Raw genomic sequence first — 17,431 nt, forward strand, 5'->3', positions numbered from 1 at the left:
ACACTCCGTCCCTGCGCTTCGTCGTGATCGGCATGCAATCCGTCGCAAAACGCAGCGATGGACACATCCATGATGCACTGCGTCTGCATCTCAGTCCCGCGGGTCGAATAAACCTCGGGAGTTACTATGAAACGCTTGTTCATGATTGCTGCGGTGTGCGTGGCGCTGTCGCCGCTTGCCGCAAATGCGCAAGAACGCATGAGCGACACGGCTTATCTTTCGGCCAATCGCTGCCTGGCTTACGCCGATCTGCCGGCGCTCCAGTCGGACCCGGTGAACTTCACCAGCCTGCGTGAGGCTGTAAACACCGGCACACGCGATTTCGACATTCGTGCACGCGCGCGTGAATTCGAACGCAGCTTGCGCGTGCGCGCACGCGTCACGGGCGCCGATGAGCTTCGCGAGCGCCGCGAAGAAGCATGTTCCGGATTTGTGGAAAGCGGATTGGTGCAGTTGAACACGTCAGCTGCGTCTTAATGTGGGGGCCGAGGGGGCGCCGCGCCCATGCGCACGGCGTCCCTTTGGCGCGCCCGCCGCGAGCTTCCGATTGACGCCGCGCCAGCGGCGCTTAAATCTCGCGCCCCATGGCCGAGAAGCAGGACATACACGCCGTTGAGGCAGCGCTTGGCAAAGCCGAGCTGATGGCGGCGCTGAGCCCGGCGACGCGCACCAAGCTCGCCAAGCAAGGCCAACCCATCGTGGTTGAGTCCGGCAAGCTGCTTTTCGCCAAGGGCGATAAGGGCGACGCGCTCTATGTGCTGATGGAAGGCGAGATCGAGGTCCGCACTTCGACCGAGGCCGGCAAGGACGTGCGTATCGCCGCGCTGAAGCCTTACGCCGTCATTGGCGAAATGGCCGTGCTCGACGGCGGTGTGCGCTCGGCCGACATCGCCGCCATCCGCAAATCGCGCCTCCTCCGCATCGGTCGCGACCAGGCCATCGCCGCACTCGAGTCCGAGCCCAAGGCGCTGCTCAAACTCATCGCCGAACTCAGCAAGCGCCTGCGCCACGCGGATTCCGCGCTGGAAGACGCGCACACGCTCGATCTCGGCGGTCGTCTCGCTTTGCGCCTGCTCGACGAAGCCGGCGATGGCGCCACCGTCACGCTCACGCAAACCGAGATCGCGCGCCGCATCGGCGCCAGCCGCGAGAAGGTCAATCGCAAGCTGCACGAATGGGTCGATGAAGGCTGGATCAATATGGGCCGCGCCGGCATCAAACTCGTCGCGCGTGACAAACTCAAAGCGCTGATCCAAGAATCTCGGGCCACCTAGGCTCGGGCGCACGCCTGGAGAATGAGCAAAAGGCGGACTACAAGATGCGATGCTTGTTTGGTTCTGGCCGCCGCCCGAGAATTGCCACCCCAAAGAAAACCCTCTCGCCTATTTGGGCTGGATTGCTCTGCAGGTAGCCTGGGCGGCGCTTTTGACGCTTGCGGTAATGTTCATCATCCCGATCGTGCGAGATACTCTGACCAACTGGCGCTTGTAGGTTGTCCGCAGAGAGCAATTACGCGTTCCGCGCGCTCGGCACACCGCGCTGTGCCCGCAGTCACGGCAACGCTGCGGCAACACCGCTACACCATCCTCACTGATCACCCGCCGCGCTTCTCCTTCCTGAGCGCCCCGGGCCAGACGGATCGCCGCGAGAGCCAAACGCGTCGATCACCAACAGCAAGGACGCGGAGCAGCTCCCCTCCGCGTCCTTAGCTTGTTTAAGCCTTGCCGCTCGCCGCCGCCAACCGCGCCAAACTCTCCGGCGACCATTGCTTGGCCGTGTCGTAATAAATCTCGAACGCCGGCGTATCCTCTGGCAGCTTCACCCATGGCACGCGGCTGCGCGTGAAAATGTGCGCGTCTGGCTTGATGGCATGCGGCGCATCCAGCGTCGCCACGCGCACGAAGCGCATCCATGTGCGCCGGCCATAATTGCTCCACAACGCCACTTCGCATTTCGGGCAGCGGTGCACTTCGTGACCACGCCCACTCGGACTCGGCATCTCGATCACGACCGGCTCGCCAGACAGCATTTCGATCCGTGACGTCTCGATCATCGCGTTGATGGCGAACGCGCCGCCGGTCTGCTTCTGGCAATCCAGGCAATGGCAGCAATTGGTGAACATCGGCCGTGATGTCAGCCGGTAGCGCACCGCGCCGCATGAGCATCCGCCTTCGAAGGTTTCACTCATCGCTCGCCTCCTGCAGCAACGCCGCCTTCTTGAACACGGTCGGCAGCGCGCGCGCATCGCCCCACCAGCCTTCGCCCCTGGGCGCGGCATCCGCCACATAAACATGAAGCGTCAACGCAAAATGCGTGAACACGTGCCGCACTGCGCCCGCCTCGCGCCATTTCGCTTTGGCCGGCGCGTGCTTCAAAGCTTCGGCGCGCGTCCAAGCTTCGCCACGCCATTCCGTCGTCGGCAACGCCGCCATGCCGCCGAGCAAACCTTTATCCGGCCGCCGCACCAACCAGATCGCGCCATCGCGCTCCGCACGAAACGCCACGCCAAACCGCTCCGGCCGCGCCACCTTCGCGAGCTTGCGCGGATAGCTCTCCGGCGCCCCGCTCGCATACGCCGCGCATTCGTCGATCCACGGACACGCAGAACATTTCGGCGATTTCGGCGTACAGATCGTCGCGCCCAAATCCATCAGCGCCTGCGCCCAGTCTCCGGGGCGATCGTCGGTCACCAAAGCGCCAGCCAGCGCCTTCAATTCCGCCTTCGCCGTCGGCAGTGGCGCCTCCACCGCATAGAGTCGCGCCATCACGCGCTCCACATTGCCGTCGACGACGTTCGTCGCCTCGCCATAAGCGATCGCCGCGATCGCCGCCGCCGTGTACGGCCCCACGCCCGGCAGCTCGCGCCAGCCGGCCTCGTCCGCCGGGAAGCCGCTCGCCGCCAGCGCCTGCGCCGCCGCGTGGAGGTTTCGCGCCCGCGAATAATAGCCAAGCCCGGCCCACGCCTCGAGCACATCATCGCGGGCCGCGCCCGCCAGCGACTCAACATCCGGCCAAGCGGCGAGGAACTTCGCGAAATAGGGCCCGACGGCGGCCACCGTCGTTTGCTGCAACATGATCTCGGAGAGCCACACCCGGTAAGGATCAGGCCGGCCCTCGCGCAGCCGCCAGGGCAGGTCGCGACCGTTGCGGTCGTACCATTTCAGCAACGATTTCCACAACTTATCCCGAGTCGCGAGCGCCTTATCCCCAGGCCGAGATGGTTTGTGAGCAAGCGCGGGCATGGAGCGTCTTTACCCTTTGTTCATGGCTTTACGATTCGCTCAACGGTCGATGTCCCTGCGCGACCGCTTCCGCCCGGCCAAGGACTCCTTCTATGGCCCCGCCGCCGAAGCCCTCAATGAGGGCCGCGCAGCGCGTGAACTTGCGGCGAAGCGCGGCAGGGCCGTGATTGCGCCGCCCCCGAACGCAAGCAAGGCCCTGACGGCGGTGGTTCGTCCGCTGCTCAAAGGCACGGGCCTTGGCATCAACGAACTCAAGCGGAATTGGGCCGAAATCGCCGGCGACAGCTTCGCCCGCGCCACCCCGGAGCGTCTTGTCGCGGGGGTCCTCACCCTGAAAGTTCCCGGCGCACTTGCCCCGTTCCTGCAACAACAAACCCCACTCCTGCTCGAGCGGTTGAAGACCGCCGGCGCCAAGATCAAATCCATTAAAATCGAGCAGCGCACCGCAGCGCCTCCCAAGCAAACCAACGTCGCCCCGCTGAAGCGGACGCTCTCCCCGGCCGAAGAGGCCGCGTTGGCGCAAGCGCTTGACCCTGTGGCCGACCCCGGCCTGAAATCGGCGCTGATGCGGCTTGGGCGCGCGGTCAAGCAGGGCTGAGGTTTCCCTCGCCCGCAAAAGACTCTATGCCTCCCGGCCAAATCTGGAGGTTTCGTATGATCGTAATGGGCCGTCGTGGTTTGCTTCTGGGCGCGAGCGCATTGGCGCTTGCGGGCACGCTCGCGGCGTGCGGCGGCGGCGGCGCAGGCACCGCGGTGAACGCCGACGACATCGTATTGGGCGCCGAGAATGCGCCGGTCACCATGATCGAATACGCCTCCTCCACGTGCGGCCATTGCGCGGCCTTTCACGAAGCGGTGTGGGAGCAATTGAAGTCGACCTATATCGACACCGGCAAAGTCCGCTTCATCTTCCGCGAATTCCCCACCGCGCCAGCGCCCGTCGCCGTCGCCGGCTTCCAACTCGCTCGCTGCGGCGGCGCCTCGAACGAGCAATATTTTGCGCGCCTCAGCGAACTCTTCCGCCAGCAGCAAGCGATCTTCGCCGCCGGCACGATGGAAGGCATCCGGGCGAAGTTCGTTGAGATCGGCGGCGCCGCAGGGCTTTCGGCTGATCAGGTCAATCAGTGCATCGCCGACGAAGAAGGCGGCGAGCGCGCCCGCCGCATCATCGAAGGCGCCAGCGCCTTCAACGTCACCGGCACCCCCACCATCATCATCAACGGCCAGAAAATCGAGGATCCGAGCGTCCAGACCTGGGAAGGTCTGTCGCGCATCCTCGAGGCTGAACTGGCCGGCTAACGGAGCGGGCGCGGCCACGTGCAGATCACCGAGCTGCGCCTCCACGGCTTCAAGAGCTTCGTCGATCCCGCACGCGCGCCGATCGAACAGGGCCTGACCGGCGTCGTCGGGCCGAACGGTTGCGGCAAATCCAATCTGCTGGAGGCCGTGCGCTGGGTGATGGGCGCGACAAGCGCCAAATCCATGCGCGCCTCCGACATGGAGGATGTAATCTTCGCCGGCAGCGCTGGAAGGCCAGCACGCGAGTTCGCCGAAGTCACGCTTGTCCTTTCGAACGCGCGCGGCCGCGCGCCGGCGCCGTTCCATACGGAGGACACACTCGAAGTCTCGCGCCGCATTCGTCGCGGCCTAGGCTCGACCTATCGCATCAACGGCAAGGAAGTCCGCGCCAAGGACGTCCAGCTCTTGTTCGCCGACGCCGCGACCGGCGCGAACTCGCCAGCGTTAGTACGCCAAGGTCAGATCAGCGAATTGATTGGGGCCAAGCCGCAGAACCGCCGCCGCATCTTGGAAGACGCCGCCGGTATCGCCGGTCTGCACGCGCGCCGCCACGAAGCCGATCTCAAGCTCAAAGCCGCCGAGACCAATCTCACGCGCCTGGATGAAGTGCTCGGTGAAATCGAAGCGCAAGCCGCGAGCTTAAGAAAGCAAGCGCGCCAAGCCGAGCGCTACAAGGGGCTCGCACAGACACTGCGCGAAACCGAAGCACTGCTGCTGCATCGGCGCTGGAGCGAAGCGCGCGAGCGCCATGCCGAGGCGCAGGGTTTCCTCCGCGATGCGGAGCGCGCCGTCGCGCAAGCCGCCGCTGATGCAAGTGCGGCCGAACGCGCCGCCGAAGCAGCGCGCGACGCGCTTGCGCCGCTACGCGAAGAGGAAGTCGTCGCCGCCGCCGTGTTGCGCCGCCTCGAAGGCGTCCGCGTCGGCCTCGAACGCGACGTCGCTGAAGCCGACGCCGTGATCGCGCGCTGCGATGAAGATGCAAACCGCGCACGCGGCGAAGCCGAACGGCTCGAAGCGCTCAAATCCGATTCCGCGCAATCGCTCGCGCGCCTCGAAACCGAAGCTGAAGCACTAGGCTCCGGCGATGGCGCCGAAGCGCAAGCCATCTTGAAGCGCGCGCAAGATGCCGAAACCGCGACCGCCAAAGCGCGCGCGGAAGCGGAATCCAAACTCGAAGCCATCGCTGCGGACGCCGCCGCCAAGCGCGCCCGCGCACAAGCCCTGGCTGACGCCGCCAATGCCGCCCGCACCCGCGCGCAACGCGCCGAAGAACGCAAACGCGCGCTCGACGCCCAGATCGCAGCGCTCGCCGCCACCGCCGACATCGACGCGCGCATCGCCGCCGCCAAAGCCAAAGCCGAAACCGCGCACGCCGAACACGCCCAGCTCCGCACCGAACTCGCCAACGCCGAGGCTGCGCTCAAGAAAGCCGAAAGCGCCGACGAAACCGCGTGGGCCGCCTATCGCCCCGCCGAAAGCGCGCTACGCGAACTCGAAGCCGAAGTGCGCGCGCTCGATAAACTCGCCCCGCCCGAGAATGCGAAATTCCCGCCGGTGCTCGCCTCCATCGATGTCGAGCCCGGCTACGAACGCGCGCTCGCTGCAGCGCTCGGCGACGATCTCGACGTCTCCACGCACGCCGAAGCGCCCGCGCATTGGGGCGGCGCCGAAGCGCCCACGCCCAACCTGCCGCCGGCCGCGCAATCGCTGGCGCGCTTCGTCAAAGCGCCGGCCGCGCTCGCGGCGCGCTTGGCGCTCATCGGCGTCGTCGATGCGAAAGACGGCGCCAAACTCGCCAAACAACTCACACCGGGTTCGCGCCTCGTTTCAATCGAGGGTGATCTCTGGCGTTGGGACGGGCTCGTCCGCCGCGCCGACGCCCCACAACCCGCCGCCGCGAAACTCGAACACAAGAACCGCCTCGCCGCCGCGCGCAAGGAACTGAAGAGCGCCGAAGACAAACTCGCGAAAGCCAAAGCCGTGTGGGAAGCCGCGAAGGCCGAGCGCCAAGCGCTCGATTCCAAAGCCCGTGCGCTGCGCAGCGAAGCCCCCAAGCGCGCCGCCGCCGAAGCCGACGCCACGCGCGACGTCGAACGCTTAGAGGCCGAACGCACGCGCCTGAGCGAGCGCGGCGCCGATTTGCAAGCGCAAGCGCAGACGCTCAGCGCCGAACTCAACGAAGCGCGCACGGCGCTGCAGGAAGCGGAAGCCGCGACGAAAGAAGCGCCTGCGCCTGCCGACGATTCCGCGCTCACCCAAGCCCGCGCCGCTGTCGATGCCGCCCGCCGCGCCGCCGCCGAAGCCAGCGCCGAGGCGCAAGCGCTGATCCGCGACAAGGCCCAACGCGATAGCCGCCGCGCCGCCGTGAATGCCGAAACCGCGCAATGGCGCGCGCGCATTGCTGACGCCGAAAAGCGCCTCGCCGCTATCGCCGCCGAACTCGACGCCATCGAAATCCGTCGCGACAAAGCCAAAGCCGCCCCCATCGAAGCCCGCGCCAAGCTCGAAGCCCTGATGGAAGAAGCCGGCGCCGCCGAAGCGCGTCGTCAGCAAGCCAGCGATAAGGTCGCCGAAGCCGAAGCCGCCGCGCGCCAAGCCGGCGAATACGCCAAGCTTCAAGACCAAGCCCACGCCGCCGCCCGCGAACGCCGCGCCGGCGCCGAAGCCCACGCCAGCGCCGCAGCCGCCCGGGTCGAAGACATTGTCACCCTCGCCCGCGAGCAAACCGGCCACGCGCCCGAAGAGCTCGCCTCCGCCGCAGGGCCCCTCATCAGCGGCCCGCTCGGCACCGCCTCGATCCAAGAAATCGAAAAGCGCTTCGACCGCCTCAAGGCCGAGCGCGACGCCGCCGGCCCCGTGAACCTTCGCGCCGACGAGGAACTCGCCGAGGCCCAAGAGCGCATCGATACGCTGTCGCGCGAAAAGGACGACGTGGTTCAGGCCGTGACCAAGCTCCGGCGCGCCATCACCACGCTCAACAATGAAGGCCGCGAGCGGCTAATGAAGGCGTTCGAGCAGGTCGACGCCCATTTCGCCCAGCTCTTCGCCACCCTGTTCGAAGGCGGCCAGGCCGCGCTCAAGCTCACCGAAAGCGAAGATCCGCTGGAAGCCGGCCTCGAGATCTTCGCCCAGCCGCCCGGCAAGCGCCTGACCAACCTCAATCTGCTCTCCGGCGGGGAACAGGCGCTGACGGCCACGGCGCTCATCTTCGCCGTGTTCCTGGCCAATCCGGCCCCGCTCTGCGTGCTGGACGAAGTCGATGCGCCGCTCGACGACGCCAATGTGGACCGCTTCTGCCGCATGCTGGAGGAAATGAAGCGCCTCACCACCACCCGCTTCATCGCCATCACCCACAACCCGGTGACGATGTCCCGGATGGACCGCCTCTACGGCGTCACCATGCCGGAACAAGGCATGAGCCAGCTCGTCAGCGTCGACCTCGGCCGCGCCCAGGCGCTGGCGGCGGAATGATCTTGCGAAAGAAACCCTCTCCCTTGCGGAGAGGGTCGCCGCGAAGCGGCGGGGTGAGGGGCGTTCCGCCAATGCGGTGTTTGGCGCGCTTGGCCGCGTCAAATTCTCATAGATCGCGCGAGCTTATCGCCCCTCACCCCCTGCCCCCTCTCCGCGAGGGAGAGGGGGTTTTGCGCCACACCATATGTCGCACCCGGCTTCCTTGACCCGGTAATCGCCCCTGCTAGTTTCCGCGCGCGCGAATAAGGGGGCTTGAAAGAGTCGCCCTTACTCGTGCATCGACCGTTCAATGGCTGACAGAAAACCGCCGGAGGACGCCCTCTCCAATCTACGCCGCCGCGTTGACGCGGCGCGTGGCGAGGGTCCTCAGAACACCCCGCCCGCCTTAAGCCCAGCAGCACTGGGTCTTCGGTACGGCGGAGAGTTTGGCGCGGCGATTATTGTCGGCGGGTTGCTCGGCTACGGGGCGGATTATTTTCTGAACTCCCAACCTTGGGGTTTGGTGATCGGCGTCGGGCTGGGTTTCGTGGCGGGCGTCGTGAATGTGGTGCGCGTCGCGCAAACCTATTCCCGCGCCAACCCGGTCGATCCCAACGCGCCGTCCATACCGGACGACGAAGAGGACTGAGCGGTTAAGTGGCGAACGATCCGATCAAGCAGTTTCACATCGAGCCACTCGTCGAGTTTCAACTCGCCGGCTGGGACGCGAGCTTCACCAATGCGAGCCTCGCGATGGTGGCCGGCGCTGGTTTGGCTGCGTGGTTCTTCAATTGGGCGATGAAGCCGGCAGCTCTCGTGCCGGGCCGCGCGCAAGTTGTCGCTGAAGGCGCGTACGACTTCATTCGCGGCATGCTGAAGGACGGCGCCGGCGAAGAAGGCGTGCGCAAATTCCTACCCTTCGTCTTCACGCTCTTCCTGTTCATTTTCATGTCGAACATGCTGGGAATGTTCCCCGGCGTCTTCGGCGTGCACCACATCTTCACGCCGACCAGTCAGATCGTCGTCACCGCCGCGCTCGCGCTCATGGTGTTCTTCACGGTCATCATCGTCGGCTTCGCCAAGAACGGCCTGAGATTCTTCAAGCTCTTCGCGCCGTCGGGCGTGCCTGGCTACATCCTACCGTTCGTGATCCTGATCGAAGTGATCTCGTTCTTCTCGCGCCCGCTCAGCCACGCGGTTCGTCTCTGGGCGAACATTCTGGCGGGTCACATCCTGCTCAAAGTCTTCGCCGGCTTCGTGCCGGCGTTGGCCGCTGCCGGCGGCATTTTCACGGCGCTCTCGATCCTGCCGCTGGCAATGACCGTGGCGCTCTACGGCCTCGAGTTCCTGGTCGCGTTTCTGCAAGCCTACGTGTTTGCGATCCTGACCTGCATCTATCTCAACGACGCTCTTCATCCGGGGCACTAACGCCCCTCAATCACAGCCAAAAGTTTTTCGAAGGAGTTCATCATGGACGCGGAAGCCGCAAAGTATATCGGTGCTGGTCTGGCCTGCTTGGGCATGCTTGGCGCTGCCATCGGCGTGGGCAACATTTTCGGCAGCTTCCTCTCTGCCGCGATCCGTAACCCGTCGGCCGCGCAAGGCCAGTTCGGCAACCTGATCTTCGGCTTCGCCGTGACGGAAGCTCTCGGCATCTTCTCGCTGCTGATCGCCATCCTGCTGCTGTTCGTGGTGTAATGGCCGACCCGCACGCCACCGACGCTAGCGCTGTGGACGCGGCTCACGCCGTGGACGCCGCGCATGGGGCTGACGCCGCTGCAGCCGCCGCTCATGGCGGCGAGCACGCGGCGACGTTCCCGCCGTTCGACCAATCGCTGTTCTCGAGCCAGCTCATCTGGTTCGCGATCACGTTCGCGGCGCTCTATTTCGTCGTCTCGCGCTTCATCATCCCGAACGTCTCGACCGTTCAGGCCAAGCGCGCCGGCACGATCTCGAGCGATCTCGACGCCGCGGCGCTGAAGAGCGCCAAGGCCGAAGAAGCGCGCACGGCGATGGAAAAGGCGACGGCTAAAGCGCGTGCGGACGCCCGCGCGACGGTTGACGCCGCCCGCGCCGAAGTCGTGGCGAAGCTGACAGCCGAGCAAGAGCAAGCCGAGGCCCGCCTCGCCGAGCGTATCGGCGCAGCGGAAGCCAAGGTCACCGCCGCCCGCACCGCGGCACTCGCGGAAGTACCTGGCATGGCCGACGCTCTGGCGCGCGACATCGCCGCCAAGCTCGTCCCGGCCAACGCGTAAGGAGAGCGTGATGGAAATCACCGCAACCGAAATCGCGTTCCTCGCGCTGGTGCTGTTCATCGGCCTGCTGGTGTACCTGAAGGTGCCGGCGGCGATCATGGGCGCGCTCGACAGCAAGTCCCAGGCGATCGCCAAGGAATTGCACGACGCGCGCAAGCTGCGTGAGGAAGCCGAAGCGCTGCTGGCCGAGTACGAAGCCAAGCGCGCTGCGGCCGAAGCGGAAGCCAAGGCGATCGTGGACAGCGCCAAGGCGCAAGCCGCTCTCGTGGCGGAAGAAACCCGCGCCTCCATGACAGCCGCAATCAAGCGCCGCGAGCAACAAGCCGAGGACCGCATCGCCCAAGCTGAAGCGCGCGCCTCTGCTGAAGTCCGCGCCGCTGCGGCTGAGGCGGCTCTGGCCGCGGCCGAAAAGCTGATCCGCGAACGCATGAGCGACAAAGCCCAAAGCGCTCTCGTCGCCGAAGGCGTCGCGGAGCTCGGCCGCAAGTTCGGCTAAGCGAACCACACAGCTCAGAAAGTTTGAGGGCGGGGCTGCGCGGCTCCGCCCTCTTCCTTTTGCGCCCCGCACTGCGAACCGATCGCAGGTTTGACACGCCGGAGCGCACGCCCTAATCCACGCGCATTCTTCGGGGAGTAGCCGGCCGCTTTAGCGGCGCCCGCCGTCAACATACTTGCCCCTCACGAGGCATGGCGCGGGAGACGGACGACAGTCCGGATTGGCGAGACCGACGATACCGCCGCAAGCGTGGGCCGCTTGTGTGCGTGTGTCGTCGTGTCGGTGCAGGCCCTGGAAGTTTTTCAAATGGACGCACTCTGGATTTCGACGGGCATCGTCGCGCTCGCGGAGATCGGCGACAAAACCCAATTGCTCGCCATCGTGCTCGCCGCCCGGTTTCGCAAGCCGCTGCCGATCATTGCCGGCATTCTCGTCGCCACGCTGCTGAACCACGCCGCCGCCGCCAGCCTCGGTTACATCATCGCGCAATGGCTGAGCGGCGATCTCTTCCGCATCGCCGTCGGCGTCAGCTTCGTCGCCATGGCCGCATGGGCGCTGATCCCAGACAAGGACGACGACCGCGCTGAAAAAATGAATGCGGGCGGCATCTTCCTCACGACGCTGGCTGCCTTCTTCCTGGTCGAGATCGGCGATAAAACCCAGATCGCCACCTCCCTGCTCGCCGCGCGCTATCAAGAGATCGTGCTGGTCACCGCCGGCACAACCCTCGGCATGATGCTCGCCAACGTGCCCGCCGTGTTTCTGGGCGAAGCCGTCACAAAGATCGTGCCGCTGAGCTACGTGCGCATTGCCGCAGCGCTCGTGTTCGCCGCCATTGGCGTCTGGGTCATCCTCGTGGCGCTGATGTAACTATGCGCCCCACCGCGTGTGGAGCTGTCGAGCCCAGCGAAACTGAGGGGCGCGTGCCCAGTCAGCAACGCGCCCCTCCGCTTCGCGCTGCCCGTTCGCCACCTCCCCGCATGCGAGGGAGGATCGCTCGCCCTTCACGGGGCAGACGTTACTCTGCGGTCCGCACCTCAACGGGCGCCGCGGCGAGGCGGAGCATCAAACGACGACGACGCACCAGAGGCCACCAATCGTAGAGAATGATCTCCAGCGGTCGCCAATTCGCCACCCAGCCCAGGATAAACAATCCCTCCGCCACGAAGCGCGTCAGCGGCGTCTCGCCGAACATGGTCGTCACAAGCGCGCTGGCGCCGACACACAACGCCAGAACGGCAAGGCCGATGAATAAGGAGGCGCGGCCCACGCGAAACAATTCATGCAGATCGCCCAGGAGTCGCTGCGCGCGCATGCCGAAATGCTGCTTGACCGCCGCGGGCAGTGCGCCCGCCGCCTCGCTCTCGGCCTCCATGCGCGGTGCGTGCACCACGATCCGCAGCCGCGCCTCACGCGGCAATTCCCGCGCCCAATCGACGATGAATGCTTCCGCGCCGCCCGATAGGTCACGCGACGGCAACGGAAACGGGTCGAACGGATCGAACAGATTGGCGATCCTCTCGACGCGCAACTCGATCGCGGCGTGAGGATCGCTCATGGCGTTTGTCTATTCCGCCGCCTGCTTTGCCGCGCTGTTCGCTTCGGGCTTCCAGCGCAGCTTGGGCGAACGCGCGGCGCGGGTGTCGTCCAGGCGGCGCATCGGCGCGAGCTTCGGCGCTTGCTTGAAGAACTCGACCTCGCCCGCGTTCACCCGCTCCGCGAGCGCGATCATCACGTCGGCAAAGCGATCGAGTTCGCGCTTCGGCTCAGTCTCGGTCGGTTCGATCAGCATGGCGCCGTGCACGACCAGCGGGAAATAGGTCGTGAACGGATGATAGCCCTCGTCCAACAACGCCTTCGCCATATCGATCGTCTCGACGCCCTTCGGCTTGATCGAGCTATCGTCCAGCAACACTTCGTGCATGCAGGGCCGCTCGCCGAACGGCGCGTTGAAGTGCGGCTTCAGGCGCGCCAGCAGATAATTGGCGTTCAGCACCGCGTCTTCCGCCACTTGGCGCAGACCATCGCTCCCGTGGCTCATCATGTAGGTGAGCGCCCGCGTGAACATGCCCATCTGGCCGTGGAACGCGCACATGCGGCCAAACGCTTGCGTGCCGTCGCTATGCTCGCGCAACTCACGTACGTCGCCGCGCTTCACTATGTGCGGCACCGGCGCGAACGGCGCGAGTGCGGCTGAGAGCACAGTCGGGCCCGCGCCCGGCCCGCCGCCGCCATGCGGCGTCGAGAACGTCTTGTGCAGATTGATGTGCATCGCATCGATGCCCAGATCGCCGGGGCGCACCTTGCCGACGATCGCGTTGTAATTGGCGCCATCGCAATAGAAATAGCCGCCCGCCTCATGGATCGCATCGGCGATGCGCTTGATCTCCGGCTCGAACAAACCGCACGTGTTCGGGTTCGTCATCATGACGCCGGCCACATCCGGCCCCAGCTTGGCCACCACGTCATCCAAATGCACGCGCCCATCATCGCGTGCGGGAATCTCATCGACGATGAAACCCGCCGCCACCGCGGTCGCCGGGTTCGTGCCATGTGCGCTTTCGGGCACCAGAACGCGACGGCGCGTCTCCGCTTCGCCGCGCGCTTCGAGTGCGGCCTTGATCGCCAGCATGCCGCAGAATTCGCCATGCGCGCCGGCCTTCGGCGACAGCGCCACCGCTGGCATACCGGTCAATTCCATCAGCCAATGCGCCAGCTCGTCCATGAGTTCGAGCGCGCCTTGGATCGTGGAGGTCGGCTGCAGTGGGTGCAGATCGGCGAAGCCTTCAAACCGCGCCGCGCGTTCGTTCAAGCGCGGATTGTGCTTCATCGTGCACGAACCCAGCGGGAAGAGGCCGAGATCAATCGCGTAATTCTTTTGGCTCAAGCGCACGAAATGGCGCACCGTCTCAGGCTCCGAGAAGCCCGGCAGCTCCAGCGCCGCCTTGCGACCTAACCCGCCCAGCTTCTCGTACGCGCCGCCCTTCGGCTCAGGCAGATCAACGCCCGTCCCGGTCGCGTGACCCGTCTCAAAAATCAGCGCCTCGGCCTGTTGCAGACCCTTGTTGCCGGATGTGGTTTCGTAGCTCATTGGGCCAGCACCTTCTTCAGCGCATCGGCGTAGGTCGCGATGTCGTCGTGCGTGTTCATTTCCGTGGCGCAGGTGATGAGCACATCGTCCATGCCCGCCTTCGGATCGAGGCGGCTCATCGCGACACCCGCGATCACGCCCTCCGCGGCCAACGTATCGACCACGCCTTGCGCCGGTTTCGGCAAGCGCACCGCGATCTCGTTGTAGAAGCGCGTCGTCAGCACCTCGACGCCAGGCACGGCGCCCAAAGCGAACGCCAGCTGCGTCGCCTTTTCGTGATTGAGCGCGGCGAGCTGGCGCAAGCCCTTCTCACCCAACAGCGTCATGTGGATCGTCCACGCCAGCTGGCAGAGGCCGGAATTGGTGCAGATGTTCGACGTCGCCTTCTCGCGGCGAATGTGCTGCTCGCGCGTCGACAGCGTCAGCACGAAGCCGCGCTTGCCATCTGCGTCCAATGTTTCGCCGGCCACGCGGCCCGGCATCTGACGCAGATATTTTTCCTTCACCGTGAAGAGGCCGACATACGGCCCGCCGAAATTCAGCGCGTTGCCGATCGATTGGCCCTCGCCGCAGACGATATCCGCGCCATACGAACCGCCCGGCTCAATCAGACCGAACGCCGTGCATTCGGTGAACGTCGCCACCATCAGCGCGCCCGCGCCGTGCGCCGCTTCGCGGATCTTGCTGAGATCGGTGATCGTGCCGAACACGTTCGGCGATTGCACGATCACGGCGGCAACGTCCGCCCCCAATTTGCCCGTCACAGCAGCTTCGTCATCGATCGCCGCCGGCAGCGCCACGATCTCCAAGCCCAAAGCTTCGCACGCGGTGCGCGCCGTCTCGATATAATGCGGATGCACGCCGCCTGAGAAGACGATCTTCTTCCGCTTGGTCACCCGCGCCGCCATCATCGCAGCTTCCGCGCACGCGGTGGAGCCATCGTACATCGAGGCGTTCGACACCTCCATATCGAGCAAAGTCGCGACTTGGCTCTGGAATTCGTAGAGCGCCTGCAGCGTGCCTTGCGCGATTTCCGGCTGGTACGGCGTGTACGCGGTCAGAAATTCGCTGCGCTGAATAAGGTGATCCACACTCGCCGGCACGTGATGGCGATAGGCGCCCGCGCCAAGGAAGAACGCTGTGCGGCCGGCCGGAATGTTCTTCTCCGCCAGACGCTGCATATGGCGATGCACTTCGATCTCGCCCTGCGCCTTGGGCAGATCGATCAAGTCCTTCAGCAACGCGCCCTTCGGCACGTCGACAAAAAGCTCATCAATGTGCTTGGCGCCAATCACGCTCAGCATTTGCTGGCGATCAGCCTCGGTGAGTGGAAGGTAACGCATCAAAGCCCCTTCACGTAATCAGCGTACGCGGCTTCATCCATCAGCGCGTCGAACTCGGCCTTGTTGGCGATCTTCAGCTTCACGAACCAACCCTCGCCTTGCGGCGCGTCATTGATGATCTGCCAATTCTCACCCTTAATTTCGGCATTCGCGTCCACGACCTCGCCCGAGATCGGCGCATAGACGTCCGACGCTGTCTTTGCGCTTTCGACCACGGCCATGTCCGCGCCCTGCGCGAAGCTTGCGCCAACGGGCGGTAGTTCGGCGTAGACAACATCGCCCAATTGCTCAGCCGCGTACGTGCTGATGCCAACTGTGGCGACATCGCCGTCGAGGCGAACCCATTCGTGATCCTTGGTAAAACGTGTGGTCATGTGCGGTCCCCTCAAGCCTTCTGCGGGCGGTAATAGCGATGCGGCACGAACGGCAGCGGCACGATGGTCGCCGGCCGCGCTTGGCCACGGATGATGAGATCGAGTCCGGCCCCGAGTTCAGCGAATTCGGCATCGACGTAGCCGATCGAAATCGGTGCATTCAAAACAGGCGAGAAGCCGCCGCTGGTGACAATGCCTACGCGCTTCCCACCCGCTTGGATTTCCACGCCCTCGCGCGCCGGCGCGCGATCGTTCGGGCGAATGCCGACGCGCTTGCGCTTCGGCCCATGCGCCAATTCAGCGACGATCCGCGCCGCGCCCGGAAAATCCTTCGCTTCGCGACGGCGCTTCTGGATCGTCCACGCCAAATCCGCCTCGATCGGCGACGTCGTCGCATCGAGATCATGCCCGTAGAGGCAAAGCCCCGCTTCCAAACGCAGCGAATCCCGCGCGCCCAGACCAATAGGCTTCACCTCCGGATGCGCCAAGAGCGCGTTGGCGAGCTCCGCCGCGTGCTCCGCGCGCACCAAAATCTCGTAGCCATCTTCGCCCGTATAGCCCGAGCGCGTCACCGTGAGCCGGCCGAACGCGTCATAGCGCTTCACGCTCATAAAGCTCATCTCGGCCAATGCCGGATCGATCACGGCGGCCGCCACCACATGCGCGCTCGGCCCCTGCAGCGCGAGCAGGCAGCGATCATCGGCGCGCACGAGATTGGCCTCGCCCTTGGTCGCGTCCTCGATCAGCGCCCAATCCTGATGCTTACAGCCAGCATTGACGACGATGTAGAGATCGCCTGCGGCGCCGGGCTCCGCCGGGCGCGCGATCATCAAATCATCCAGCACGCCGCCCTCGGCGTTGGTGATCATCGTGTAACGAACTTGGCCGGGCTTCAGGCCTTGAATGTCCGCCGGCACCAGGCGCTCGATCAGCGAGGCCACCTTCTTGTGCGCCGCTTCGCCCTCAAGCCCATGCCCCTTCGGCAAAGCAAAGAAGCTCGGCCCCATGTGCGAGACATCGAACAGGCCGGCATGGCTGCGCGTCCAATTGTGCTCGGCGATCAAGCCTTCGAATTGCAGCGGCATGTCGTAGCCGGCGAAATCGCCGAACTTTGAGGTGCGCGCGCGCCAAAGCGCGTCGAGCGGCAGCTTCTTCGGTGTTCCGGCTTCGGCCATGTGTTTCCCAGGTACGCGCGGCGCATGCCTTTCGGCACGCTACCCCCGCTGTCCTGGCGCCTGAGAGATTCACCGCATCTGGTTCGCGGCTTACTCCGTCGGCGGCGCGAGCTACCCGGCTCGCGCGCTTTCCAGCGTGTTCATCCCCCCGCGGTCCGGTTCCCTGAGAGTTTCCGGGGCGGTTGCTCCTTCGGGGGCGGCATCTTTGGCCGCGCTCTCCCACGGGGTTCGCTTGTGTGGCCGGCATCGGGGCGACTCAACGTCGGCCCGCTCCGTTAAGCCGGAAACTGGTCGCGCGCCTTGCCGGAGTCAATTGCCACAAGCGGCCGAGGCGTCCGGATTCCCACTTCGTTCGCGAAGATCGCCCGGCGGGTGAGCAGCGCATTACTCACAAGTCCAATCTGGCGGTCTTTTCGCCTGAGCGAGGGGCGACGTTCCAGGGACGTTCGTTAGCCGAACCAAAGCTGCGCTTCGCCGCGCAGAAGCGCGTCCGCTTCTGGCGTGTACTTCTCCTTCGTGTCCTCGCTCGGATGCAGAACGAGGCCGCGTAGAATCTGCAGCGGCGCGCGCGATCCCTTTCGCGCGCGCACAATCACCCGCCGCGCGCCGTCGCGTGCGCTTGGATAAATCGGCAACACCTCAACACCGCCAAGCCGCCCGTCGAGCGCGTCCAGAATATCTCCGAGGCGATGCGCGCGATGAATAA

The 17,431-nt window shown here is 65.3% G+C and carries 18 protein-coding genes, 1 pseudogene and 2 riboswitches; of the genes and pseudogenes, 11 read left to right on the forward strand and 8 right to left on the reverse strand.

Annotation, left to right across the window (positions count from 1 at the left end):
• Positions 1-126: 126 nt before the first annotated feature.
• Both VF769_RS14105 and VF769_RS14110 read left to right on the forward strand, forming a co-directional pair.
• Entirely contained in the window at positions 127-477 is a 351-nt protein-coding gene (locus tag VF769_RS14105) for a hypothetical protein (protein WP_331009060.1), read from the forward strand.
• Positions 478-584: 107 nt separating this feature from the next.
• Positions 585-1,274: a Crp/Fnr family transcriptional regulator gene (locus VF769_RS14110; RefSeq protein ID WP_331009061.1), complete on the forward strand. Its 690-nt coding sequence runs from the start codon at positions 585-587 to the stop codon at positions 1,272-1,274.
• Between the two features lie 440 nt (positions 1,275-1,714).
• On the opposite strand, the gene VF769_RS14115 is transcribed toward VF769_RS14110, so the two are convergent.
• Both VF769_RS14115 and mutY read right to left on the reverse strand, forming a co-directional pair.
• Positions 1,715-2,188 carry a GFA family protein gene (locus VF769_RS14115; RefSeq protein ID WP_331009062.1) on the reverse strand — a complete coding sequence of 158 codons (474 nt, stop codon included), beginning with the start codon at positions 2,186-2,188 and terminating at the stop codon, positions 1,715-1,717.
• Positions 2,181-3,242: an A/G-specific adenine glycosylase gene (gene mutY / locus VF769_RS14120; RefSeq protein ID WP_414731782.1), complete on the reverse strand. Its 1,062-nt coding sequence runs from the start codon at positions 3,240-3,242 to the stop codon at positions 2,181-2,183. The genes VF769_RS14115 and mutY overlap by 8 nt, the downstream gene beginning before the upstream one ends.
• A gap of 49 nt (positions 3,243-3,291) precedes the next feature.
• Here mutY and VF769_RS14125 point away from each other — a divergent pair, with 49 nt between their 5' ends.
• From VF769_RS14125 to VF769_RS14165, 9 genes are all read left to right on the forward strand, one after another.
• A complete protein-coding gene (locus VF769_RS14125; RefSeq protein ID WP_331009064.1) occupies positions 3,292-3,840 on the forward strand; it encodes a DciA family protein in 549 nt (182 codons plus the stop codon).
• Positions 3,841-3,896: 56 nt separating this feature from the next.
• The gene (locus VF769_RS14130; RefSeq protein ID WP_331009065.1) at positions 3,897-4,541 is read left to right on the forward strand and encodes a DsbA family protein; all 645 of its coding nucleotides are present in this window, start codon (positions 3,897-3,899) and stop codon (positions 4,539-4,541) included.
• An 18-nt stretch (positions 4,542-4,559) separates the two neighbouring features.
• Complete coding sequence (smc, locus tag VF769_RS14135; RefSeq protein ID WP_331009066.1) at positions 4,560-8,012, forward strand: chromosome segregation protein SMC; 3,453 nt, start codon at positions 4,560-4,562, stop codon at positions 8,010-8,012.
• 289 nt (positions 8,013-8,301) lie between these two features.
• On the forward strand, positions 8,302-8,640 hold the full coding sequence (locus VF769_RS14140; protein ID WP_331009067.1) for an AtpZ/AtpI family protein: 339 nt from the start codon (positions 8,302-8,304) through the stop codon (positions 8,638-8,640).
• Positions 8,641-8,648: 8 nt separating this feature from the next.
• Positions 8,649-9,419, forward strand: coding sequence for a F0F1 ATP synthase subunit A (locus VF769_RS14145; protein WP_331009068.1), 771 nt, complete (start codon positions 8,649-8,651; stop codon positions 9,417-9,419).
• 42 nt (positions 9,420-9,461) lie between these two features.
• Positions 9,462-9,689 (forward strand): F0F1 ATP synthase subunit C, encoded by a 228-nt coding sequence (locus VF769_RS14150; protein ID WP_135210903.1) that lies wholly within the window; start codon positions 9,462-9,464, stop codon positions 9,687-9,689.
• Positions 9,689-10,246 (forward strand): hypothetical protein, encoded by a 558-nt coding sequence (locus tag VF769_RS14155; protein WP_331009069.1) that lies wholly within the window; start codon positions 9,689-9,691, stop codon positions 10,244-10,246. The genes VF769_RS14150 and VF769_RS14155 overlap by 1 nt, the downstream gene beginning before the upstream one ends.
• A gap of 10 nt (positions 10,247-10,256) precedes the next feature.
• Positions 10,257-10,742, forward strand: a complete 486-nt coding sequence (locus VF769_RS14160) for an ATP F0F1 synthase subunit B (RefSeq protein WP_331009070.1) — start codon at positions 10,257-10,259, stop codon at positions 10,740-10,742.
• A gap of 306 nt (positions 10,743-11,048) precedes the next feature.
• Positions 11,049-11,612 carry a TMEM165/GDT1 family protein gene (locus VF769_RS14165; RefSeq protein WP_331009071.1) on the forward strand — a complete coding sequence of 188 codons (564 nt, stop codon included), beginning with the start codon at positions 11,049-11,051 and terminating at the stop codon, positions 11,610-11,612.
• A gap of 148 nt (positions 11,613-11,760) precedes the next feature.
• On the opposite strand, the gene VF769_RS14170 is transcribed toward VF769_RS14165, so the two are convergent.
• The 6 genes and pseudogenes from VF769_RS14170 to VF769_RS14195 form a co-directional block, all read right to left on the reverse strand.
• Entirely contained in the window at positions 11,761-12,300 is a 540-nt protein-coding gene (locus VF769_RS14170) for a hypothetical protein (RefSeq protein WP_331009072.1), read from the reverse strand.
• A gap of 9 nt (positions 12,301-12,309) precedes the next feature.
• Positions 12,310-13,833 (reverse strand): aminomethyl-transferring glycine dehydrogenase subunit GcvPB, encoded by a 1,524-nt coding sequence (gcvPB, locus tag VF769_RS14175; protein WP_331009073.1) that lies wholly within the window; start codon positions 13,831-13,833, stop codon positions 12,310-12,312.
• A complete protein-coding gene (gene gcvPA / locus VF769_RS14180) occupies positions 13,830-15,176 on the reverse strand; it encodes an aminomethyl-transferring glycine dehydrogenase subunit GcvPA (protein ID WP_331009074.1) in 1,347 nt (448 codons plus the stop codon). The genes gcvPB and gcvPA overlap by 4 nt, the downstream gene beginning before the upstream one ends.
• On the reverse strand, positions 15,176-15,550 hold the full coding sequence (gene gcvH / locus VF769_RS14185) for a glycine cleavage system protein GcvH (RefSeq protein WP_331009075.1): 375 nt from the start codon (positions 15,548-15,550) through the stop codon (positions 15,176-15,178). Before gcvH ends, gcvPA begins: the two co-directional genes overlap by 1 nt.
• An 11-nt stretch (positions 15,551-15,561) precedes the next feature.
• Positions 15,562-16,725, reverse strand: coding sequence for a glycine cleavage system aminomethyltransferase GcvT (gene gcvT, locus VF769_RS14190; RefSeq protein ID WP_331009076.1), 1,164 nt, complete (start codon positions 16,723-16,725; stop codon positions 15,562-15,564).
• Between the two features lie 38 nt (positions 16,726-16,763).
• A riboswitch (glycine riboswitch) is annotated at positions 16,764-16,866 on the reverse strand.
• Positions 16,867-16,957, reverse strand: a riboswitch (glycine riboswitch).
• Positions 16,958-17,174: 217 nt separating this feature from the next.
• Positions 17,175-17,431, reverse strand: a pseudogene (locus VF769_RS14195) (methyltransferase); the annotation flags it as partial.

The sequence above is a fragment of the Vitreimonas sp. genome, from assembly GCF_036392335.1.
Lineage (GTDB): Bacteria > Pseudomonadota > Alphaproteobacteria > Caulobacterales > Aquidulcibacteraceae > Vitreimonas.

What these genes read in the sequence shown, in the direction of transcription:
- VF769_RS14115 (WP_331009062.1), bottom strand. Translation starts at nt 2,188, where the DNA reads ATGAGTGAAACCTTCGAAGGCGGATGCTCATGCGGCGCGGTGCGCTAC.
- VF769_RS14160 (WP_331009070.1), top strand. Translation starts at nt 10,257, where the DNA reads ATGGAAATCACCGCAACCGAAATCGCGTTCCTCGCGCTGGTGCTGTTC.
- VF769_RS14130 (WP_331009065.1), top strand. Translation starts at nt 3,897, where the DNA reads ATGATCGTAATGGGCCGTCGTGGTTTGCTTCTGGGCGCGAGCGCATTG.
- gcvPA (WP_331009074.1), bottom strand. Translation starts at nt 15,176, where the DNA reads ATGCGTTACCTTCCACTCACCGAGGCTGATCGCCAGCAAATGCTGAGC.
- VF769_RS14165 (WP_331009071.1), top strand. Translation starts at nt 11,049, where the DNA reads ATGGACGCACTCTGGATTTCGACGGGCATCGTCGCGCTCGCGGAGATC.
- gcvPB (WP_331009073.1), bottom strand. Translation starts at nt 13,833, where the DNA reads ATGAGCTACGAAACCACATCCGGCAACAAGGGTCTGCAACAGGCCGAG.
- VF769_RS14110 (WP_331009061.1), top strand. Translation starts at nt 585, where the DNA reads ATGGCCGAGAAGCAGGACATACACGCCGTTGAGGCAGCGCTTGGCAAA.
- VF769_RS14150 (WP_135210903.1), top strand. Translation starts at nt 9,462, where the DNA reads ATGGACGCGGAAGCCGCAAAGTATATCGGTGCTGGTCTGGCCTGCTTG.
- mutY (WP_414731782.1), bottom strand. Translation starts at nt 3,242, where the DNA reads ATGCCCGCGCTTGCTCACAAACCATCTCGGCCTGGGGATAAGGCGCTC.
- gcvT (WP_331009076.1), bottom strand. Translation starts at nt 16,725, where the DNA reads ATGGCCGAAGCCGGAACACCGAAGAAGCTGCCGCTCGACGCGCTTTGG.
- VF769_RS14125 (WP_331009064.1), top strand. Translation starts at nt 3,292, where the DNA reads ATGTCCCTGCGCGACCGCTTCCGCCCGGCCAAGGACTCCTTCTATGGC.
- VF769_RS14105 (WP_331009060.1), top strand. Translation starts at nt 127, where the DNA reads ATGAAACGCTTGTTCATGATTGCTGCGGTGTGCGTGGCGCTGTCGCCG.
- VF769_RS14155 (WP_331009069.1), top strand. Translation starts at nt 9,689, where the DNA reads ATGGCCGACCCGCACGCCACCGACGCTAGCGCTGTGGACGCGGCTCAC.
- VF769_RS14140 (WP_331009067.1), top strand. Translation starts at nt 8,302, where the DNA reads ATGGCTGACAGAAAACCGCCGGAGGACGCCCTCTCCAATCTACGCCGC.
- VF769_RS14170 (WP_331009072.1), bottom strand. Translation starts at nt 12,300, where the DNA reads ATGAGCGATCCTCACGCCGCGATCGAGTTGCGCGTCGAGAGGATCGCC.
- gcvH (WP_331009075.1), bottom strand. Translation starts at nt 15,550, where the DNA reads ATGACCACACGTTTTACCAAGGATCACGAATGGGTTCGCCTCGACGGC.